This is a genomic window from Pseudomonas sp. MF08875 (assembly GCF_059862525.1).
The window spans coordinates 20,956-42,468 of sequence record NZ_JCBCUW010000006.1 but is presented as its reverse complement, the minus strand read 5'-3'; the positions used below and the strand labels follow the sequence as shown (position 1 = coordinate 42,468).

Below are 21,513 nucleotides of genomic sequence, written 5' to 3'. Positions count from 1 at the left end.
GTTCTCGCCCCCTGACCGCCAGGGGGCCTTCTCCTACATCACCTTGCGAGTGTTGCGATGAACAACAACCTGAATTTGAGCGCCAACGCCCACGTGTTCGATACCGGCACCTGGGTGGGCCGCGTGTGCCTGCCCAACGAAGGGCCGGCCGTGGTCCTGCTGAAAAACGCGGCGGTCTACGACATCAGCGCCCATGTCGCCACCGTTTCGGCCCTGCTGGAACTGGACGACCCGGCAACTTGGCTGCGGGGCGTGCCCCTGGGCGCGCCGTTGATGGAACTGCAAACCCTGCTGGACAACAGCGACCCGGCCCGCCAGGACCGCAACCAGCCTTGGCTGCTGGCGCCGATCGACCTGCAAGCGGTCAAGGCTGCCGGCGTGACCTTCGCCGCGAGCATGCTGGAGCGGGTGGTCGAAGAGCAGGCCAAGGGCGACCCAGCCGTGGCCGACGCCATCCGTGGCACCCTGGTGGCGCAGATCGGCAGCGACCTGTCGCAGATCGTCCCCGGCTCCGAGCAGGCCCAGGCCTTGCGCGCGGTACTGGTGGAGCAGGGCCTGTGGTCGCAGTACCTGGAAGTGGGCATCGGCCCCGACGCCGAGATCTTCACCAAGGCCCAGCCCCTGTCGGCGGTCGGCCACGGCGCGTTGATCGGCATCCACCCCAAGTCGAGCTGGAACAACCCCGAGCCGGAAGTGGTGCTGGCGGTGAACAGCCTCGGCAAGATCCAGGGCGCGATGCTAGGCAATGACGTCAACCTGCGCGACTTCGAAGGGCGCAGCGCGTTGCTGCTGTCCAAGGCCAAGGACAACAACGCCTCCACCGCGCTGGGGCCGTTCCTGCGCCTGTTCGACGACAGCTTCGACCTGGACGACGTACGCGCCGCCGAAGTGGACCTGTGCGTCACCGGCGACGATGGCTTCGTCATGCAGGGCCGCAGCTCGATGCGCCAAATCAGCCGCGACCCGGCCGACCTGGTGCAACAGACCCTCAACGAAAACCACCAATACCCCGATGGCCTGGTGCTGTTCCTCGGCACTCTGTTCGCCCCCAAGCAAGACCGCGACCAACCCGGCGGCGGCTTCACCCACAAACCGGGCGACGTGGTCAGCATCAGCAACCCACTGCTGGGCACCCTGTGCAACCGCGTCACCACCAGCGACCAGGCCCCAGCCTGGGAATTCGGCTTGCGCGCCCTGATCGAAAGCCTCGATCGCCGCGGGTTGTTGCAGGTGGCGGTGAAGGCACGCTGAGGTAGGAAATGGTTTATTGGCGCGAGCCCGCCAATAAACCAGGGGAGGATCTACACCAGTACTGAGGTCAAGTTGTAAGCGGAGTTACGCCCTTCCTTGCGGCCAAAAATCTTGAAGTGCTCTACCGGGTTCGCGCCTGCCGCTAACACATCACGGTTAAGCAACAGGTAATGAATCGGATCGAACGCCTCTTTAGTTGGCTTCAGGCTTTTCGTATAGGCCTGGAGGCGTTCGCTGATATTCAAGAAGTTATTGATTTCTTCCAGGGCCATTATCAGCAAGTGCTCTTCTTGACTGGCCTGGACAGGCGCATCTATGCCAGAAGGCGATGCAGTATCGGCCTCGGTGCAACGGGTCAACACGGCAATCAGCTGCTGTGCTGCCGGGGTGGACAGTGTTGAGTGGCGTTCAGCCAGTGCGAGCGAAAACGCGTGTTCAATCGCTTGGTTATCCGCCTTGTTCGATGGGCTTTGTGCGTCGGGCTTGGCATAAATCCAGCGGTCACTGATGCGGGTCGATAGTTCTCCATTTTTGAAGACACTATTGATATGGCCGAGTAATACAAGTTCGGCGGCAGTCAGGGAACGGTTGACCTTGGCGTCGGTCAGTTCTTCCAGGTCGGCGGGCCCTTCACCCAGAAGATTCAGGAACTCATTGAGCAGGCCCTGTTTCTGGTGGGCGATGACTTGGGCATTTGCCATGAAGGGTTCAAGCATCTCCAACTGGGCAATCAACTCCTGGCTGAATGTGTCGAAAAAGGCCTTGTCGTAAGGTACATGCACGCCATGACGCTTGATGAGTTGGTGATACATCGAATAGCAAAGCTCCCCTAGAGGGCGCGCGCCAATGATGAGTTCAACGTTGTTGGTGTGCGTCAGGAGTAGCTCATGCAGCACTTTCATTCTTGCAGGCTCGGCAACCGAGAAGTGCTCGCTGGAAATAAGTAGGCACGGCTTTTCACGGTCTGCCGCATCTACCAATGTATTGAGCAGTTGCTCTACCAGGGGCGCTGAAAAAACGGGAACTAACTCTTCCAGTAACTGGAAGGCAACAGCTTCTCCGTTCCCAGATCGAATAGCTTTGAAGTCGTCGATGTTGTTCAGTACGGGGTAGCTGATATTTTTCAACTGGCCCGTGTTTGAAAGAGTGTCCAAGCAACTTTGCAGGTAGCTGGTGCCGGTTTTTTTCAGTCCAATGTGAAGATAGATTTTCTCAAAGGTTTTGGCGGGCGCTGAGGTGCTGCTGGAAGTTGGCATGGGTTCGGTGTTCATAATTGTCGCTGTGGATGAGGTGACCGCGTCGGTTGGGACACTGGGCAGAGGGGGCGATTTATTCAAGAACAAATTATCCCAGTCAGCCTGCTGGAATAGATGCGCGGCGCCGATAGCGCGCAAGAACGACGGGATGACGTTTTTTTCAATCTGCAACGCGTCGTTGTAGCTTATTAGCGTGACATGCGAGTGGCCGAATACGTCTTGAAAGGCTGAAATGCGCTGGTCGAGGTTGAACAGCCAGGAATCATCCTTGGCATATAAAAAAGAGTTCTTGCTTATATGTTCTGGTTGTTTGTGTTTAAGCAGTTCGTTCCTATAGGAAATGCGATAGCTGTGCAGATCGCGCATGTAAATGATGAGCTGAATCGGGTGGGGCGAAAACATTGCCTGCAGCCTTGAAATTTCGTCTTCATATCTCAGGAGCGAGATACCTTCGGCGGAAAAGACAAGGGTGTTGCAGTTGGAGTTGGCTATGTAGTTTTTTATATGAGCTTCGGTGCGTTGGCGATACTGTTCATCGAAGCTCAAGGTCGAGTAGGTTTTGAACGAAGACGTTCGCTCCAATTGCATGGCTGCCGCATAAATTTCCACGTGATTGTTGGGGAAGTGGGCGCCTGTAAAAAAATCTATGCCATGGCAGAGCAGTGTTTCTCGATGCTTGCCAAGAAACCCCTGTATTGATGTCGACCCGGTTTTATGGAGGCCGGCATGTATGATGATGTTCTTGGTTGTCATGTTCTAGGCAGTGGCGTGCTGATTGTCGGGTTCTTGTGCGGGGGCGGCTCGTGTAAAGATGCCTTTGGTTTTCAGGTGGCTGATGATCGTGTCGATAGTTGCAGTCGCCGGCTCGTCTGAAGGCTGGAGATGGATTTCCGGAGCGACGGGTTTTTCATACGGGGAGTCAATTCCCGTAAAGTTCTTTATCAGGCCGGACCTCGCTTTTTTATACAGCCCCTTCACATCCCGTCGTTCACATTCCTGCAGCGGTACATCGACGAAGACTTCGATGAATTCATCCTTTGCGAGTAAGGCACGTGCGGCATCCCGATCGCGCTGGAAGGGTGAAATAAGCGCGACAATCACGATAAGCCCGGCATCGACAAAGAGCTTGGCTACTTCAGACACCCGGCGGATATTCTCTCTGCGGTCGTCATCACTGAACCCAAGGTCGTTACTCAGGGCATGACGTATGTTGTCGCCATCCAGTAAGTATGAGTGATGACCCATTCGTAGGAGTTCTAGCTCCAGCAGATTGGATAGTGTCGATTTTCCCGAGCCGCTCAGCCCTGTGAACCAGATGATGCAGGGTTTTTGGTGCTTCGTTGCGGCCCGTTGTTCCTTGTTGATTGAGTGGTATTGCCAAAGAACATCGTTATTCATCAAGCATCTCCGTCGCCGGGTTAGTAGTTACACGGCAGTTCAAAAGGGGAGGTTAGAGAAGTATCGGGCCATTGAGGCTGACGATGTTCGCCATTTCGACGTTTTGGAGCCTAACCAAAAAGGGCAGGATCATATCGCCATCACGCGAGTCGATGCCACTCCCTACCTCCCGGAACATCGTTAGAACCATCAACCCAGCCGTGGCGTATGCCTTTGGCTGACAAAGCCAAACAACGTATAGCCACTTAAGGTAAACAACGCCCCCAGCATCAGCGCCTGGGCGCCGGAGCTGTATAGCGCCAGGTAGCTGTAGGCCGAGGCGAGCAGGGCGATGAGGTTGGTCAGGCGGGCTTGGCCCGGGGCGATGCCGGCGGCTTTCTGAATGGTCATCACGGCGGCCATGGACAGGATGTAGGGCACGATGTTGGTGACCACCGCCAGGTTCACCAGGGTGTCGAACTGCTTGCTCAAGTCCGGGTTCAGGGTCATCAGCACCAGCACCGTTTGCAGGCCCAGTAGGATCGACATGCCCCACACGGGCGCCCCGGCGCTGTTGAGGCGGGCGAACACGGGCAGGAAGTAGCCGGCGTCGGCCGAGCTCTTGAACACCTGGGCGATGGTGAACTGCCAGCCCAGCAGCGAGCCGGCGCAGGCGACGATCATCATGCCCATCACCACATCGCCCACCAGGGGCGTGAACATCTTGGCGAACACCAGGCCGAAAGGCGCGGTGGAGCTGACCAGTTCCGGGTTGGCGACGATCCCGGCGATCACGTTGGTGGACAGGATGTACACCAGCGCCGCGCCGAGGGTGCCGCCCAATACGGCGATGGGCACGTTGCGCTCGGGGTTTTCCACGGCGTCGCTGTTGGCGCAGGCCGATTCCAGCCCCAGGAAGGCCCACAGGGTGATGGACACCGACGCCGTGGCCGCATGCCACCAGCTCGCGTCGTGGGGGTTCCAGGCGGCGCGGTAGACCGAGGCGTCGAACCAGAACCAACCGACCGTGGCCACCACCAGCACCGGGGCGATGATGCCCCACACCGTAACCGCGCCGATTTTGCCGGTAACCTGTGCGCCGCCAAAGTTGGGCAGGGTGGTCAGCCATAGCAGGGCGATGGTGGCCAGGCCGATCTGCAGGGCGCTCAACTGCCAGCCGAACAGTTCTTGCAGGTAGCCGATGGCGGTGATGCCGATGGCCACGTTGGCAATCAGCAGCGAGCTGCCGTAGGTGTAGTTGGTCAGGTAGTTGCCGGCCTTGCCGAAGGCGTATTCGGCGTAGCCACCCATGCCCCCGGCCTTGCGGCTGAGCATGCCGCACCGGGCGAAGGCGTAAGCCAGCGCCAGGGAGCCGGTGGCGGTCACCAGCCAGGACAGGATCGAAATGCCGCCGACCTCGGCCAGTTTGGCCGGCAGCAGGATGATCCCCGAGCCGAGCATGTTCACAGCGGTGAGCAGGGTTAGCTGCATCACGTTCATTTTCTTGGGCAGGGCCATCCAACCAATCCTTGGGCGCGGGGAAGGCTGTAGCTGTAGCGGATTATCGGCGTGATGCCAAGTGGACATTTGCCCGGCGAAGCGCCACTCTCGCCGGGGTTTGCCAATGGCTAAAGCGAATCTTTGCGTGACGCCTGGCGATTACGAGCGTCATAGACCCGAACGAGCGGCGCGGCATGGCCTGCGCCGGCTCTCGGAATTTTGAAAGAGGGAGACCTTTTATGATCGTCAAACCGCGTGTCCGTGGTTTTATTTGCGTGACCACCCACCCGGTTGGCTGCGAAGCCAACGTCAAGCACCAGATCGACTACGTTACCGCCCAGGGGCCGATTGCCAACGGGCCGAAGAACGTTTTGGTGATCGGGGCTTCCACCGGCTATGGCCTGGCAGCGCGCATCAGCGCCGCGTTCGGCTGTGGCGCCAACACCCTGGGCCTGTTCTTCGAGCGTGAAGGCGACGCAGGCAAACTGGGCACCGCCGGCTGGTACAACAGCGCCGCGTTCCACAAGTTCGCCGAGGCCAAGGGCCTGGTGACCAAGAGCATCAATGGCGACGCGTTCTCCGATGCCATCAAGCAGATCACCATCGACACCATCAAGAAAGACTTCGGCGGCAAGATCGACCTGGTGGTCTACAGCCTCGCCTCGCCACGGCGCACCCACCCCAAAACCGGCGAAGTGTTCAGCTCCACCCTCAAGCCGTTGGGCAAGTCCATCACCTTGCGTGGGGTGAACACCGACAAGGAAGTGGTGCAGGACACCACCCTGGAACCGGCGACCCAGGAAGAGATCGACGGCACCATCGCGGTCATGGGCGGTGAAGACTGGCAGATGTGGATCGACGCCCTGCATGGCGCCGGTGTCCTGGCCGAAGGCGCGAAAACCACCGCGTTCACCTACCTGGGCGAAAAACTCACCCAGGACATCTACTGGAACGGTTCCATTGGCGAAGCCAAGAAGGACCTGGACAAGAAAGTCGTGGGCATCCGCCAGCAACTGGCCGATATCCAGGGCGACGCCCGGGTATCCGTGCTCAAGGCTGTGGTGACCCAGGCCAGTTCGGCGATCCCGATCATGCCGCTGTACCTGTCGCTGCTGTTCAAGGTGATGAAGGAGCAGGGCAGCCACGAAGGTTGCATCGAGCAGGTCTATGGGCTGTTCCGCGAGAGCCTGTACGGCAGCAACCCGCTGATCGACGAAGAAGGTCGCCTGCGTGCCGACTACAAGGAACTGGCCCCCGAGGTACAGGACCGCGTCAAGGCGCTGTGGGACCAGGTCACCAGCGAAAACCTGCACGAATTCACCGATTTTGCCGGCTACAAGCAGGAGTTCCTGCGCCTGTTCGGCTTCGAGATCGAAGGCGTGGACTACGAGGCTGATGTCAGCCCCGATGTTGAGATCAAGAACCTGATCCAGGGTTGATCTGCACCCCTCCAACCCTTGCCCGGTGACGGGCAAGGGTTTTTTATTGCCGGGTGATTTTGCTGGGCGAGGGGCGGGGCGCTTCAGTCCTCGGCGATGTCCACATGGCGCGTCTCACCCAGGCACAACAGCCCCACCAGCAGGCTCACCCCAGTGATGACCACCGGGTACCACAGGCCATAGAAGATATCGCCGGTGTACACCACCAGGGCAAAGGACACCGTGGGCAGGAAGCCGCCGAACCAGCCGTTGCCGATGTGGTACGGCAACGACATGGAGGTGTAGCGGATGCGCGTGGGGAACAACTCCACCATCAGCGCTGCCAGCGGCCCGTAGCACATGGCGGAAATCAGGATAAGGGCGACGATCAACGCCACGATCATCGGCTTGTTGACCAATTGCGGGTCGGCCTGCTGCGGATAACCGGCCAAGGTGACCGCGCCGCGCAGGGCCGCTTCGTCGTAGCCGTCGATGCGCACGTCGCCAATGCTCACCTGCACCTCACTGCCGGCCGGGGCGGCGGCGCTGTGGTAGGGCAGGCCCTGCTTGACCAGGAAAGTCTTGACCTTGTCGCAAGGGCTGTCGAAACGCGCCTTGCCCACCGGGTCGAACTGGAAGGTGCAGGTGGCCGGGTCGGCCAGGACGGTGATCGGCGCCTGGCGGCTGGCCTGGTCCACCAAGGGGTTGGCGTAGTGGGCCAGGGCCTTGAAGATCGGGAAGTACAGCACCGTGGCCAGCAACAGGCCGAGCATCAGCACCGGTTTGCGCCCGACTTTGTCCGACAGCCAGCCAAAGAAAATAAAGAACGGCGCGCCGATCACCACGCTGACAATCAGCAGGCCGTTGGCCAGGGCCGGGTCCATTTTCAGGAATTGGGTAAGGAAAAACAGCACGTAGAACTGCGCGGCATAAAACGTCACCGCTTGCCCGGCGTTGATGCTGAACAGGGCGATCAGCACCACCTTGAGGTTCTCCCACTGGCCGAACGACTCGCGGATCGGCGCCTTGCAAACCTTGCCTTCGCCTTTCATTTTCACGAAGGCCGGGGACTCGTGCAGGCTCAGGCGGATCCAAGTGGAAATGCCCAGCAGTACGATCGACAGCAAAAACGGAATGCGCCAGCCCCAGACCTCGAACTGATCGCCGGTGAAGTAGCGGCATGCCAGCACCACCAGCAGCGACAGCAATAGGCCCAGGGTGGCGGTGGATTGAATCCAACTGGTGTGGAAACCGCGCTTGCCCATGGGTGCGTGCTCGGCGACGTAAGTGGCCGCGCCGCCGTACTCGCCGCCCAGGGCCAGGCCTTGGAGCATGCGCAGCACTACCAGGATGATAGGCGCAGCAATGCCGATGCTGGCGTAGGTGGGCAAAAGGCCGACGCAGAATGTGGCCACGCCCATCAGCACGATGGTGGCGAGGAAGGTGTACTTGCGCCCGATCATGTCCCCCAGGCGCCCGAACACCAGGGCACCGAAGGGCCGCACGATAAACCCGGCGGCGAACGCCATCAGGGCGAAGATGAATGCCGTGGTGTCGTTGACCCCGGCGAAGAACTGCTTGCTGATGACCGCCGCGAGGGCGCCGTAGAGGAAAAAGTCATACCACTCGAACACCGTCCCCAGGGACGACGCGAAGATGACCTTGCGGGTTTCCTGTTGGCTGACCGCTTCACGCGGGACGTCCAGGGTTTGAGCACGTTCTGACATAGGGGTGTCCCTCACAGTGATGACTTATTGTTGTTCCACTGTCGGCGCCGGGATTGGCGCCTTTTACTGCGTGATTCAGATGCTGTAGGTGCCAGGCGTGACAGCCCTGGCGTTTTGCGGGGCCTGCCTGGCCCCCGCGGTTTCGGGGCTGAGGATCAGTTGTGCGGCTTTCTCCGCGATCATCAGGGTGGGTGAACAGGTGTTGCCCGAGGTGATGCTGGGCATGATCGAGGCGTCGGCGATGCGCAGGCCCGGGATGCCGTGCACCCGCAACTGGGCATCGACCACGGCATCGCGGCCCTGGCCCATGCGGCAGGTGCCCACCGGGTGGAAAATCGTCGTGCCGATGCGCGCCGCGGCTTCGTGCAGCTGTTCGTCGCTGCGCAGCTCGGCGCCTGGCAGGTATTCGCTGGGGCTGAAGCGTTGCAGGGCCGGGGCGGCGACGATGCGCCGGGTCAGGCGAATGGCGTCGGCGGCCACCCGCAGGTCTTCGGGGTGGCTCAGGTAATTAGGCTGGATCAGCGGCGCCTGGCGCGGGTCGGCGCTGGCGATGTCGATGCGCCCACGGCTGTGGGGGCGCAGGTCGCAGACCGAGGCGGTGAACGCCGGGAAGCTGTGCAGCGGCTCGCCGAAACGCTCCAGGGACAGGGGCTGTACGTGGTATTCCAGGTTGGCGCGCTGCTGCTCGGGGCCGGAGCGGGCAAAGGCGCCGAGTTGGCTGGGGGCCATGGACAGCGGGCCGCTGCGGTCGTACAGGTAGCGCAGGCCCATGGCCATCTTGCCCCACAACGAGCCGGCGATCTGGTTCAGGGTGCGCGCGTTGTGCAGCTTGTAGATCAGGCGCAGTTGCAAGTGATCCTGCAGGTTACCGCCCACCCCGGGCAGTTCGTGGCGCACGCCGATGCCCAGTTGCTTGAGCAGCGGCGCGGGGCCGATGCCGGAGCGTTGCAGGATGCCCGGCGAGCCGACGGCGCCGGCGCAGAGGATGATCTCCCGACGCGCGCGCCAGGTCTGGGCCCGGCCCTGAAAGTGGCCGCTGACCTGGCTGGCGCGGCCGTCTTCAAGCAGCACGCGGTCGACGTCGACATCGGTGAGCACGGTGAGGTTGGGGCGCTGGCGGATTGGCTTGAGGAAGGCCTTGGCGGCGTTCCAGCGGATGCCGGCCTTCTGGTTGACCTGGAAGTAGCCGCAGCCTTCGTTGTCGCCACCGTTGAAGTCATCGATGGCAGCGATGCCGCTTTGCCCGGCCGCTTCGCGAAAGGCGTCGAGCACCGGCCAGGACAGGCGCTGGCGTTCGATCCGCCATTCGCCGCCGGCGCCGTGCAGCTGCGACTCGCCGGCAAAGTGGTTTTCGCTGTGCTTGAACAGGGGCAGCACGTCCTGCCAGGCCCAGCCCGGGTTGCCCTGGGCCGCCCAGGCGTCGTAGTCCTGGGCCTGGCCGCGCATGTAGATCATGCCGTTGATCGAGGAACAACCGCCCAGCACCTTGCCCCGTGGGTAGCTCAGGCTGCGGCCTTGCAGGCCGGGTTGGGGTTGGGTCTTGAAGCACCAGTCGGTGCGTGGGTTACCGATGCAGAACAAATAACCCACCGGAATGTGGATCCAGGGGTAGTTGTCGCGGCCCCCGGCTTCGAGCAGGAGCACGCGGTGCGCTGGGTTGGCGGACAGGCGATTGGCCAACAGGCAACCCGCCGGGCCGGCGCCTACCACCACATAGTCGTATGGCTGTTGCATCCCTGGCGTCCCCGTTTGTTTTTGTTATTGCGCACCATCCTAGTTGCTCGCGCACCCAAACAAACATGAGTTTTTTGCCGACCGCTTGTGCGTTTTCGCCCCAGGAACGCCCACAGCCCAGTGCCTGGCGAGGATGACGGTCTTTTCATTCATCCAAAACCGTTTTTTACGCCCGCTACGCGACCGAGCGCGGGCAAGCCCGTGCTACAACGACGAGGCGGGTTTTTCCGATTGTTCGTCCAAACGGTCGGATTCAAACAGCCGCGCCAGCTCTTCGCGGGCTTCCTGGGCGGTTTGCATGACCTTGGCGGCGTCGTCGTAGACCGCGTGCTGGGCGGCCAATACCTGTTCGTCGTGGAGCTTGAAGCGGTCGATCCGCGCTTGCGCCTGGGTCGGGCTCAGGCCCAGGCCGACCAGGGTACGGCGGCTCATTTCCAGGCTGGAGTAGAACGTTTCGCGCACGGCTTGGGCATCGAGGTCCACCAGGCGATGCACGTGCTGGCGGTTACGGGCGCGGGCGATGATTTTCATGTGGGGGTAGCGCTTGCGCACGATTTCGGCGGTCTTGATGTTGGTTTCCGGGTCATCCGTGGCAATAACGAAGAACTCGGCTTGCTCGACCTTGGCCGCGCTGAGGATTTCCGGGCGCATCGGGTCGCCGTAGAACACCGGCAAACCGCCGAAACTGCGGGTCAACTCGATGGTTTCCACCGAGGTGTCCAGGGCCACGAACTGGATGTTCTGCGCCCGCAGGATCCGCGCCACGATCTGGCCCATGCGGCCCATGCCCGCGATCACCACCCGGGGGGCATCGGTGTCGATGCTGCGCAAATGCTCGGGCACCGGCACCACGGCAGGCTTGGCCTGGATCAGGCGCCCGCACAGCAGTAACAACAATGGCGTCAGGGCCATGGACAGGGTGATGGTCAGCACCAGCAAGTCGTACAGGCGCGGCTCGAACAGGCCTTGGTCGCGGCCGATCTTGAACACCACGAAGGCAAACTCGCCGCCCGCCGCCAACACCACCCCCAGGCGCAGGGCATTGAGTTGGCCCAGGCCCCCGGCGAGGCGGCCGACCACATAGAGCAACGGCAGCTTAATCAGGATCAGCAGCAGCGTTAGGCCCAGCACCGCTGCCGGGGCGCTGAACAGCAGGCTGATATTGGCGCCCATGCCGACGCTGATGAAAAACAGCCCCAGCAGCAGGCCTTTGAAGGGCTCGATCTGCGCTTCGAGTTCATGGCGGTACTCCGAATCCGCCAGCAGCAGCCCGGCCAGGAACGCCCCCAAAGCCATGGACACGCCCACCAGGTCCATCAGCCACGCGGTGCCGATCACCACCAGCAGCGCGGTGGCGGTGGACACTTCCCGCAGCCCGGTGCGGGCGACGATGCGAAACACCGGGCGCAGCAGGTAGCGCCCGCCGATCACCACCACCGCGATGCTGCCCAGCACTTGCAGGCCGTGGTTGAGGTCTTGGGCGGCGGTGGTGGAGTGATCGCCACCGGCCAGCACCGGGACCATAGCGATCAGGGGAATGGCAGCGATGTCCTGGAACAGCAGAATGGCAAACGCCAGGCGCCCGTGGGGCGCGGTCAGCTCCTTGCGTTCGGCCAGGCTTTGCAGGCCGAACGCCGTGGACGACAGTGCCAGGCCCAGGCCCAGCACAATCGCGCTGTTGAGCGGTTGGCCAAATACGAAGAGTGCCACGGTGCCGATCACCGAACCGGTCAGCAGCACCTGGGCCAGGCCCACGCCGAACACCGCTTTGCGCATCACCCACAGGCGCCGGGGCGACAGCTCCAGGCCGATGATGAACAGCAGCAGCACCACACCTAGCTCGGAGATATGGCTGACGCTTTGCGGGTTGCCAATCAACCCCAGCACCGACGGCCCGATAATCACCCCGGCAAACAGGTAACCCAGTACGGCGCCCAGTTGCAGGCGCTTGGCCAGGGGCACGGTAAGCACCGCCGCAAAGAGGAACACAACAGCGGCTTGCAACAGGTTGCCTTCGTGGGGCATGGGCGTACTCCGGGACGTCTGGGCGGGGAACCGGCGACGGGTGCCGGCCGGGCAGGGCGCGATTCTACCGGGGTGGCGGGGGCGCTGCAGCGCTAATCAGGCCTGGGTTACGGTTTCCAGGTTCGCCCCGATATGTACGAAGGCGCGTTTGACGTACTCATCCTTTTCCCCCACCGGGGCAAAGTTGTGCAACACCTCTCGCGCCTCGGTCTGGCCCTTGAGCCGTGCGATCAGCCACGCCGCGAGGTAAGACGACGCCAGGCACCCCCCGGCGGTGGCGACGTTGCCCACGGCGCGAAAGGGCTGGTTGAGCACCTTGATACCCGCAGCCACCACCCAGGGCTTGCTGGTGTTGTCGGTACAAGCGGTGTGGTCTTCCAGCAGGCCCAGCTTGGCCAGCAGGTAAGTGCCGGAGCACTGGGCGGCGAGCAATTGGCGGCGCGGGTTCAGGGCCCGTAGCGTGGCCATGAGCGGTGCGCTCTGGCAAACATCCATGATGTCCAGGCTGCTGCCGACCCATACCGCATCGGCCCGGCACGCCTCTTCGAGATCGATGTGGGCATTGAGGGTCAGGCCGTTCATCGACGTGACCTGGGCCGTGGGCGCGGCGATGCTGACGCGCCAGTGCGGGTCCCCCAGCAGGGCGATGCGGCTCAACAGGGTGTAGGCGATGATCGAATCCAACTCGTTGAAGCGGTCAAAGGTCAGGATTGCAATGTGCATGGCGGTTTCCGAGGGGCGTGAGGTGCGAGGTGTTGGATGCTCAACCGGGATCTCACTACTGGAACTGCACAAGAGGTCACACAAACTGGTTCAGCGGTGGCGCTGAGTATGGTTGATAACGCTGATTTGGCCGGGTGGGTGGGCGATTTCTTTTGTTGGGCCATTGAGTTAGTGCTAGCGCTGGCTTTTCCTGTGCCGGGATTTATCTGCGCAGGTGAATGACAACGGTTGCCAACCCCTGCACTTTCTGAGAAAACCCAGCCCTTCAAGCCTCGGACATAGGCGCACTGACGAGTAGACACTCATGAACGAGCCATTGCAGGTGACGGATATTCAGCTCGGCGAGGGCAAGGAAGTGGTCAAGGGGGCCTTGATTACCACTCAGTACCGGGGGTTTCTGGAAGATGGCACCTCGTTCGATTCCTCATACGAGCGGGGCAAGCCGTTCCAGTGTGTGATCGGCACGGGGCGGGTCATCAAAGGGTGGGATCTGGGGTTGATGGGAATGAAAGTGGGGGGCAAACGCAGGCTGTGGGTGCCGGCGCCTCTGGCGTATGGCGAGCGTTCCATGGGCGCCCATATCAAGCCCCACTCGAACCTGGTGTTCGAGATCGAGTTGCTCGAGGTGCTGACCCGGGACGATTGAGACCGTCACACAAAGCTCGCCCGCCACGGCGGGTGGCGTCGCCTAAACAAACCGGGTGTTTCATTGCGTCACCCCCGGCGCGCCGAAAAGGAAGGGGTCGGCCCAGCGGGTTTTCGCGTTGTGGGCTTTGGTGGCTGCGTCGGGCGGGCGGACCATTTGCACGGTGGTGCTGCCGTCGCTGCCGTTGTAGACCACCGCGCTGGTGCCGCCATCGAGGTAGCTGGCCATGGTAGCCAGGTTGATGGCCACCAGCGCACTGCTGACCCCGGTGTTACCCAGGCGACGGCCCAGGTCGTAGCCTTCGTCGACATTGCCCAGCTCAATACCGGTGCCGTCGGTGTTGAGGGTGTGCAGGGTGTTGTTGAGGGCAATCAGGCCGTCGATGTTGTCGGTGCTGTCGTAGAATACCCGCACCGGGGCAGCGCCTTCGGGCAAGGTGTTCAGGGCTTTGAGCCAGGCGCCTTGCAAGGCTTTGACCTGTAGCGCGGGCTTGAGGCGCTTGCCGGTTTCGTCGCTCATCGCCACTTTGATCGGGCGGTGCAGGTAACCGAGCATGGGCGCGGCGTCGAACTCCTTGACCTGGTGTTCGGCCCAGCGCACGGGTAGCCAGGGGGTGGGTGTGAAATGGCCGGGGCCGCGATTGCTAAGGGTTTGCCACAGCTCGGGGAGTTGGGCGTGCCAGTAGGCGCTTGGCATGGTGCCGGGGCCATGCGCATTCTCCACGCCTTCCGCCTGCTTCTTGGCCGCATAGATATCGTCGAATAAAAAAGAATGCTTCCAGTAGAAGGCCCATAACTTGCCCATATCGGTGCGCTTGTTTTGGTTGTCCTCTTCTTCGTTGCTGGCGAACGGGCGTAGGTATTGATCGACCCGATCCGAGCGCGATACCAGCAGGCCGGTCATGCTTTCGTAAACCTTGGGTACGAAGTGGCCATCCTGGAGCCACGGTGTTCCGGCGACCCGGTAACCGCTGCGGGTTACATCACCATCACGGCTGATAATCAGGGCCTCAGGTACCTCCTGGTGGTCATCAAAAAACTGGAAGAGCTTTTCGAGCATGGCTTGGGCATGCGTGGTGTTATCGGCCTCCTGCCATAAGAACAGGGTTACACCGAGGGTGGCCTTATTACGGCCACTGAGAATGTCGCTTTCGGCGCCCATATTGTGTGGCTGTTTAGGAGGCCCCAGTGCAAAGGTCGGCAAGGGCCAGTAGGCCACGGCATCGCGGGCGGAATGGCGGAAGGCAACCCGAGTATTGAGCGCGGCAACAGTACGGCGACTGTCCGCGCCATACGGATACGCCTTAGGGTCTGAAGAAAATATCGAACTGAAGTTGTCGTTCTTTTTCTGAATGAGTCGCCAGATCTTGGAGTGATGGTCCTGATCCACCGCTAACCCCGCCGCCCTGATTTCCAGTGCATAGGTCCGTTCACGTTCCGCGATTTGCTCGGCGGTCAGTGGCGCCGGTTGCGTAACCGCCAGCCTTGGATTGACCCACTGCATCAGGGCCTTGGCGCCCCATACCGCGCCATACAGCAGCGCCACGACACCGCACACGGCAGCCAGGCCAACGAGGGTGGGTGGCGCAATGTTTCTCATCGTCATTTCTTCTGTCTCTAAGTACGTTATCGCTTGATAGGTCACGAACGTCAGCCAACCGAGAACCAGTACGAACCCGATCCAGAGGAAAGCCTTTAAGCGCGGTCGGCTGCTCATGATTGACCTCCTGTGTGGCCGGGCCTTCTGACCAGTGGGGGCGGCGTCATTGGCACCAATTCCGGGGATGGGAATGTTCCTTCGTCGTAGTACAGGTAGTTGGCAGTGACCAAGGCTCGCGCCTGGGCACTGAGCTTTGGCCAGCCAGGCATTTGTGTTATCCCGTCGTTGAACAGCTCCTTACTCATCCGCCAATCCGCCAATCCGCCAATCCGCCACCGCAATCAGCACCTCACGAATATGCGGATCGTCCAAACATTTACCCTGCCCCACCGCCACATCCATCGCCGTCACCCAGCGGTGGTTTTCCGGGCTGCGCAACACCGCCGAGTGATAACTGTTGTTGCCCCATTCGTTGGGGTCGACTGCCAGGCGTGCGCGGATTTCGTTGGGGGTTTCTTCGCGTTCGATCAAGAAATAACCGACCGGGCTGAGCATCTTTGCTGAAGCCCTCGCCGAACATTTCCAGCAGGTTGTTGGTGGCATTGGCGAAAAACCCGCCGCCCTTGGCGAAGTGGCGGTCCAGGCGATTGTCGAAAACGTCCTGATACTGGGTGCGCAGCTTGGTCGGGTCGCCGTTCTTGTCGCGTTTTATCTCGTTGGGCGCAGCGCGATACCCCCAGTAGAACGGGATGAAACAACTGCGGGTGGTTTTATCGGTGCTGCGTTTGTAGAGGTAGGTGTCGGGGTCGTCGGCGACTTCCTCGGCGCTACCGCGCCGCTCCTTCACCGGGGTCGCCTTCGCCGCCGCGAAGTCCGCCCCATACCGCCCCGCACACAAATCCGGGCGGTGCAGGCGCTCGTTCAAGCCTTGCATCAGCCCGGTTTCCACTGACTCATAGGCGGCGCCGGGGTCATTGACGCCATGCAAAAAAATCACAATACCGGGCATATCCCGAGGGATGGCGATCAGTCGATCGCTCGGCCGATTCGGCACAAGCCGGGTGCGCAGTTCGGCGATTACGGCGTAGGTGGGGTTGCTCATCGGGGGCGTCCTTGTGTGGCTGAGGGCGACGGACGCTCATCTACGGGAAAGGGATAGCGGTTCGCCTGAGCGCACAAATATGAGCATGGGGTAAGTGAAACCACATGTCGGACAGGGGCCATGCACGAGTAGGACCGATCCGAAAATGCTCATGCTGCCCGTGGGGTGAGGGCAGGAGCCTGGAGCAGAGACAGAACGCCCACGGGGGCAACTTGGAGTCAAAAAAAACCCACCCGCTTCGCTAGAAGGGGTGGGCTTTTTTACGCTGGGAAGATCAGACCTTGACGATCCAGCCTGCTGGCGCTTCGATGTCGCCGGTTTGTACGCCGGTCAGCTCTTTGTAGAGCTTCTGGGTCACAGGGCCGACTTCGGTCTGGCTGTGGAACACGTGCAGGTGATCCTTGTAGCTGATGCCACCGATGGGCGTGATGACCGCAGCGGTGCCGCAGGCGCCGGCTTCTTTGAAATCGGCCAGTTTGTCGACAAATACGTCGCCTTCAATCACTTCCAGCCCCAGGCGCGATTTGGCCAGTTCGATCAACGACAGGCGGGTGATACCCGGCAGGACCGACGGCGAGTTCGGCGTGACGAACTTGTCGTCATGGGTGATCCCGAAGAAGTTGGCCGAGCCGACTTCCTCGATTTTCGAGTGGGTCTGCGGGTCCAGGTAGATGCAATCGGCGAAGCCGGTTTTTTTCGCCTGGGAGCCGGGCATCAGGCTGGCGGCGTAGTTGCCGCCGACCTTGGCGGCGCCGGTGCCGTTGGGGGCGGCGCGGTCGTAGCCGGAGATCAGGAAGTTGTGCGGGGTCAGGCCGCCCTTGAAGTAGGCGCCCACCGGGATGCAGAAGATCGAGAAGATGAACTCGGGTGCGGTACGCACGCCGATGTTGTCACCCACGCCAATCACGAACGGGCGCAGGTACAGCGCGCCGCCGGTGCCGTACGGCGGGATGAAGCGCTCGTTGGCGCGCACCACGTCCTTGCAGGCCTGGATAAAGGCGTCGGTCGGCACATGCGGCATCAGCAGGCGCGCGCAGCTGCGTTGCATGCGCAGGGCATTCTGGTCCGGGCGGAACAGGTTGATCGAGCCGTCCTTGCAGCGGTAGGCCTTCATGCCTTCGAAGCATTGCTGGCCATAGTGCAGGGCAGTGGAGCCCTCGCTGATGTGCAGCACGTTGTCTTCGGTCAGGGTGCCTTTGTCCCACTCGCCGTCGCGAAAGTAAGACAGAAAACGTTTGTCAGTCTTGATGTAGTCAAAACCCAGTTTGTCCCAATTGATGCTTTCGTTACCCATGACACCCTCTATCACTTGACATCCGCCTGGTCGAAGCAGGCTTCTGGTTTTTGCTGGATGGGCGCAACGATACTCCATTGCGCGGCTGTGTGGGAGCAGGCTCGCTCCCACACGCTCAACACTGACTAAATGTGCAGCGCGTGCCCCAGTGCCCGCAGGGCGGCTTCATGCACCGCTTCGCCCAGTGTGGGGTGAGCGTGGATGGTGCCGGCGATGTCTTCCAGGCGCGCGCCCATTTCCAGGGACTGGCCGAACGCCGTAGACAGCTCGCTGACGCCCACGCCCACCGCTTGCCAACCGAGGATCACATGGTTGTCGCGCCGTGCCACCACCCGCACGAACCCGGCCTTGGATTCCAGGCTCATGGCCCGGCCGTTGGCAGCGAACGGGAAGTTGGCGACGACGCAGTCCAGCCCGGCGGCCTTGGCTTCGTCCGGGGTTTGGCCGACCACCACCAGTTCCGGGTCGGTGAAGCACACGGCGGCGATGGCGGTGGGGTTGAACTCGCGGTGTTTGCCGGCGATCACTTCCGCGACCATCTCGCCTTGGGCCATGGCGCGGTGGGCGAGCATCGGTTCGCCGCTGAGGTCGCCGATGGCCCAGACGTTGCGCATGCTGGTCTGGCAACGGTTGTCGACTTTGATCGATGAGCCGTTCATCGCCAGGTCCAGGGCTTCGAGGTTGAAACCTTGGGTGTTGGCTTTGCGGCCCACGGCCACCAGCACCTGGTCGGTGGGCAGGTTCAGGCGTTCGCCCTGGGGGTCACGCACTTGCAGGGTGTTGGTCTGGGCGTCGAAGCCCTCGACACTGTGCTTGAGGTAGAGCTTCACGCCGAGTTTCTTCAGTGCCTCGTGCACAGGCTGGGTCAGTTCGCCGTCGTAGGCTGGTAGGATGCGCTCCTGGGCCTCGACCACGCTGACCTGGGCCCCGAGCTTGGCGTAGGCCGTGCCCAGTTCCAAACCGATGTAGCCACCGCCGACCACCACCAGGCGCTTGGGCACCGAGGTGGGCGCCAGGGCTTCGGTGGACGAAATGATCGCCCCGCCAATGGGCAGCATCGGCAGGTTGACGCTTTTCGAGCCGGTGGCCAGCAGCAGGTGTTCGCACTGGATGCGTGTGTTGGCGCCTTCAATCTCGACGGTCTTGCCGTCGACAATCCGCGCCCAGCCCTGTATGACCTGAACCTTGTGTTTTTTCAGCAGGGCCGCGACGCCGCTGGTCAGGCGATCGACGATGCCGTCCTTCCACTCCACGCTTTTGCCGATGTCCAGGGTGGGCGCCGCGACCTGGATGCCCAGGGCCGAGCCCTGGCTGTGCTGGCGGGTCTGGTGCAGTTGCTCGGCGACGTGGATCAAGGCCTTGGACGGGATGCAGCCGATGTTCAGGCAGGTGCCGCCCAGGGCCTGGCCTTCGACCAGGACGGTGGTGATCCCCAGTTGGCCGGCGCGGATGGCCGCCACATAGCCGCCAGGGCCGCCGCCGATAATCAGCAGCGTGGTATTGAGCGTCTGTTGCATGTCTTACTCCACAAACAGGCTGGCGGGTTGCTCGAGCAGGCCACGGATGGCCTGGATAAACAGCGCCGCGTCCATGCCGTCGACCACCCGGTGATCGAAGGAACTGGAGAGGTTCATCATTTTGCGAACCACGATCTGGCCTTTGATAACCATCGGCCGTTCGACGATTTTGTTCACGCCGACGATGGCCACTTCCGGCAGGTTAAGTACCGGGGTGCTGACGATGCCGCCCAACGCGCCCAGGCTGGTCAGGGTGATGCTCGACCCCGACAGCTCATCGCGGCTGGCCTTGCCGTTGCGCGCGGCGTTGGCCAGGCGTGCGATCTCCGCGGCGCTGTCCCACAGGCTGCGGGCTTCGGCATGGCGCACCACCGGCACCATCAGGCCCACGTCGCTCTGGGTGGCGACGCCCACGTGCACCGCGCCGAGGCGGGTGATGACCTGGGCCTGGTCGTCGTAACGGGCGTTGATCTGCGGGAAGTCGCGCAGGGCCACCACCAGGGCACGCACCAGGAACGGCAGCAAGGTCAGCTTGCCGCGGCTGGCACCGTGTTTTTCGTTGAGGTGGGCGCGCAGCTCTTCCACGGCGGTCACGTCGATTTCCTCGACATAACTGAAATGAGCGGCGCGCTGGGTGGCGTCCTGCATGCGCTGGGCGATCTTGCGGCGCATGCCGATCACCGGGATCTGCTGCTCGTCATGGCGCTCGGCGTACGCCGCCGGGGCCGCGGCGCGGGCCGTGCCCTGGGCGAGGTAGGCGTCGAGGTCTTCGTGCAGGATGCGCCCGGCGGGGCCGCTGCCCTGGACCAGGCGTAGCTGGATGCCGGCGTCCAGCGCATGCTTGCGCACCGCTGGCGAGGCCAGTGGGCGCTCGTCGGCGCTACGTGCCACGGGCGCCTGTGGCGCTGGGCGGCTGACGGGGACAGCGGGTTTGGCCAGTGGGGCCGCCATTGCGGGCGCTGGCGTCGGGGCCGCTTGCGCGGTTTCGACCGGCGCAACCTTGGCGGGCGCGGCGGGCGGCGCATCCTTGACGTTACCCGCGCCTTCGACCTCGATGCTGATAAGGATGCTGCCCACGGCCATCACTTCGCCGGGCTGGCCGCCCAGGGCGATGACCTTGCCGTGCACCGGGGAGGGGATGTCGACCATGGCCTTGTCGGTCATGACATCGGCCAGCACTTGGTCTTCAACCACCATGTCGCCGACCTGGACGTGCCACACCGACAGTTCTACTTCTGCGATGCCTTCGCCGATGTCCGGCATCTTGATGACGTGCGTACCCATTTAAACCTCCATGACCCGATGCAAAGCCGCGCCCACGCGGGACGGCCCAGGGAAATACGCCCATTCCTGCGCGTGGGGGTAGGGCGTGTCCCAACCCGTGACACGCTCGATGGGCGCTTCCAGGTAGTGGAAGCAATGCTCTTGCACCAGCGCCACCAACTCGGCGCCGAAACCGCAGGTGCGGGTGGCTTCGTGGACGATCACGCAGCGGCGGGTTTTTTTCACCGAGTTGACGATGGTTTCCAGGTCCAGCGGCCACAGGCTGCGCAGGTCGATGACCTCGGCGTCGATGCCGGATTCTTCGGCCGCCACTTGCGAGACATAGACGGTGGTGCCGTAGGTGAGGATGGTCACGTCCTTGCCTGGGCGGGTGATGGCAGCCACATCCAGTGGCACCGTGTAGTAGCCGTCCGGCACTTGTGCGGCGGGGTGTTTGGACCACGGCGTTACCGGGCGGTCGTGGTGGCCGTCGAACGGGCCGTTGTACAGGCGCTTGGGCTCCAGGAAGATCACCGGGTCATCGTTTTCGATGGAGGCGATCAGCAGGCCCTTGGCGTCGTAGGGGTTGGAGGGCATCACGGTGCGCAGGCCGCAGACCTGGGTGAACACCGCTTCGATGCTCTGGCTGTGGGTCTGGCCGCCGTAGATGCCGCCGCCGCAGGGCATGCGCATGGTCATCGGTGCGGTGAACTGGCCCGCCGAGCGGTAGCGCAGGCGCGCCGCTTCGGAAATGATCTGGTCCGAGGCCGGGTACACGTAGTCGGCGAACTGGATTTCCGCCACCGGCCGCAGGCCATAGGCGCCCATGCCCACGGCAACGCCGATGATGCCGCTTTCGGAGATCGGCGCGTCGAACACCCGGGAGGTGCCGTACTTGGTCTGCAAGCCTTCGGTGCAACGGAACACGCCGCCGAAGTAGCCCACGTCCTGGCCGAACACGACCACGTTGTCGTCACGCTCAAGCATCACATCCATGGCCGAGCGCAGGGCCTGGATCATGGTCATGGTAGTGGTGGTCATGGCGGTTTCCAGCTCGATTTGGTTGTTGTGATCGTTCATG

At 62.2% G+C, this 21,513-nt stretch carries 17 protein-coding genes and 1 pseudogene; 3 read left to right on the top strand and 15 right to left on the bottom strand.

The window, feature by feature from the left end; all coding sequences use genetic code 11:
- The first annotated feature begins 57 nt into the window (after nucleotides 1-57).
- On the top strand, nucleotides 58-1,251 hold the full coding sequence (locus AC19YT_RS04945; RefSeq protein WP_500609858.1) for a fumarylacetoacetate hydrolase family protein: 1,194 nt from the start codon (nucleotides 58-60) through the stop codon (nucleotides 1,249-1,251).
- A gap of 50 nt (nucleotides 1,252-1,301) precedes the next feature.
- On the opposite strand, the gene AC19YT_RS04940 is transcribed toward AC19YT_RS04945, so the two are convergent.
- The 3 genes from AC19YT_RS04940 to potE all read right to left on the bottom strand — a co-directional run bounded on the left by AC19YT_RS04940 (nucleotide 1,302) and on the right by potE (nucleotide 5,402).
- The gene (locus AC19YT_RS04940; RefSeq protein ID WP_500609857.1) at nucleotides 1,302-3,260 is read right to left on the bottom strand and encodes a hypothetical protein; all 1,959 of its coding nucleotides are present in this window, start codon (nucleotides 3,258-3,260) and stop codon (nucleotides 1,302-1,304) included.
- A 3-nt stretch (nucleotides 3,261-3,263) separates the two neighbouring features.
- Nucleotides 3,264-3,905, bottom strand: coding sequence for an adenylyl-sulfate kinase (cysC, locus tag AC19YT_RS04935; protein WP_500609856.1), 642 nt, complete (start codon nucleotides 3,903-3,905; stop codon nucleotides 3,264-3,266).
- 189 nt (nucleotides 3,906-4,094) lie between these two features.
- Complete coding sequence (gene potE / locus AC19YT_RS04930) at nucleotides 4,095-5,402, bottom strand: putrescine-ornithine antiporter (protein WP_500609855.1); 1,308 nt, start codon at nucleotides 5,400-5,402, stop codon at nucleotides 4,095-4,097.
- A 221-nt stretch (nucleotides 5,403-5,623) separates the two neighbouring features.
- Between potE and fabV the strand changes: the two genes are divergently transcribed.
- Nucleotides 5,624-6,823 carry an enoyl-ACP reductase FabV gene (gene fabV, locus AC19YT_RS04925; protein ID WP_095111212.1) on the top strand — a complete coding sequence of 400 codons (1,200 nt, stop codon included), beginning with the start codon at nucleotides 5,624-5,626 and terminating at the stop codon, nucleotides 6,821-6,823.
- 83 nt (nucleotides 6,824-6,906) lie between these two features.
- Here the strand turns inward: fabV and AC19YT_RS04920 are convergent, their stop codons facing one another.
- The 4 genes from AC19YT_RS04920 to AC19YT_RS04905 all read right to left on the bottom strand — a co-directional run bounded on the left by AC19YT_RS04920 (nucleotide 6,907) and on the right by AC19YT_RS04905 (nucleotide 13,011).
- Nucleotides 6,907-8,529, bottom strand: a complete 1,623-nt coding sequence (locus AC19YT_RS04920) for an MFS transporter (protein WP_500609854.1) — start codon at nucleotides 8,527-8,529, stop codon at nucleotides 6,907-6,909.
- A 75-nt stretch (nucleotides 8,530-8,604) separates the two neighbouring features.
- A complete protein-coding gene (locus tag AC19YT_RS04915; protein WP_500609853.1) occupies nucleotides 8,605-10,263 on the bottom strand; it encodes a GMC family oxidoreductase in 1,659 nt (552 codons plus the stop codon).
- 204 nt (nucleotides 10,264-10,467) lie between these two features.
- Nucleotides 10,468-12,288: a monovalent cation:proton antiporter-2 (CPA2) family protein gene (locus AC19YT_RS04910; protein WP_095111215.1), complete on the bottom strand. Its 1,821-nt coding sequence runs from the start codon at nucleotides 12,286-12,288 to the stop codon at nucleotides 10,468-10,470.
- A 96-nt stretch (nucleotides 12,289-12,384) separates the two neighbouring features.
- Nucleotides 12,385-13,011 (bottom strand): DJ-1/PfpI family protein, encoded by a 627-nt coding sequence (locus AC19YT_RS04905; protein WP_500609852.1) that lies wholly within the window; start codon nucleotides 13,009-13,011, stop codon nucleotides 12,385-12,387.
- A 304-nt stretch (nucleotides 13,012-13,315) separates the two neighbouring features.
- Here AC19YT_RS04905 and AC19YT_RS04900 point away from each other — a divergent pair, with 304 nt between their 5' ends.
- A complete protein-coding gene (locus tag AC19YT_RS04900) occupies nucleotides 13,316-13,657 on the top strand; it encodes an FKBP-type peptidyl-prolyl cis-trans isomerase (protein WP_095111217.1) in 342 nt (113 codons plus the stop codon).
- Nucleotides 13,658-13,717: 60 nt separating this feature from the next.
- Here the strand turns inward: AC19YT_RS04900 and AC19YT_RS04895 are convergent, their stop codons facing one another.
- From AC19YT_RS04895 to AC19YT_RS04860, 8 genes and pseudogenes are all read right to left on the bottom strand, one after another.
- Nucleotides 13,718-15,373: a type VI lipase adapter Tla3 domain-containing protein gene (locus AC19YT_RS04895; RefSeq protein WP_500609851.1), complete on the bottom strand. Its 1,656-nt coding sequence runs from the start codon at nucleotides 15,371-15,373 to the stop codon at nucleotides 13,718-13,720.
- Entirely contained in the window at nucleotides 15,370-15,576 is a 207-nt protein-coding gene (locus tag AC19YT_RS04890; RefSeq protein WP_500609850.1) for an effector protein Tle3 domain-containing protein, read from the bottom strand. Before AC19YT_RS04890 ends, AC19YT_RS04895 begins: the two co-directional genes overlap by 4 nt.
- Entirely contained in the window at nucleotides 15,554-15,811 is a 258-nt protein-coding gene (locus AC19YT_RS04885; protein ID WP_500609849.1) for an effector protein Tle3 domain-containing protein, read from the bottom strand. Before AC19YT_RS04885 ends, AC19YT_RS04890 begins: the two co-directional genes overlap by 23 nt.
- Nucleotides 15,738-16,358: pseudogene (locus AC19YT_RS04880) on the bottom strand (T6SS effector phospholipase Tle3 domain-containing protein); the annotation flags it as partial. The pseudogene AC19YT_RS04880 and the gene AC19YT_RS04885, both read right to left, overlap by 74 nt.
- Before the next feature lie 274 nt (nucleotides 16,359-16,632).
- A complete protein-coding gene (locus AC19YT_RS04875) occupies nucleotides 16,633-17,652 on the bottom strand; it encodes a branched-chain amino acid aminotransferase (RefSeq protein WP_095111124.1) in 1,020 nt (339 codons plus the stop codon).
- A gap of 125 nt (nucleotides 17,653-17,777) precedes the next feature.
- Nucleotides 17,778-19,169 carry a dihydrolipoyl dehydrogenase gene (gene lpdA / locus AC19YT_RS04870; protein ID WP_500609848.1) on the bottom strand — a complete coding sequence of 464 codons (1,392 nt, stop codon included), beginning with the start codon at nucleotides 19,167-19,169 and terminating at the stop codon, nucleotides 17,778-17,780.
- Between the two features lie 3 nt (nucleotides 19,170-19,172).
- The gene (locus AC19YT_RS04865) at nucleotides 19,173-20,453 is read right to left on the bottom strand and encodes a dihydrolipoamide acetyltransferase family protein (RefSeq protein WP_095111126.1); all 1,281 of its coding nucleotides are present in this window, start codon (nucleotides 20,451-20,453) and stop codon (nucleotides 19,173-19,175) included.
- On the bottom strand, nucleotides 20,454-21,512 hold the full coding sequence (locus AC19YT_RS04860; protein ID WP_095111127.1) for an alpha-ketoacid dehydrogenase subunit beta: 1,059 nt from the start codon (nucleotides 21,510-21,512) through the stop codon (nucleotides 20,454-20,456).
- Between the last annotated feature and the right edge of the window lies 1 nt (nucleotide 21,513).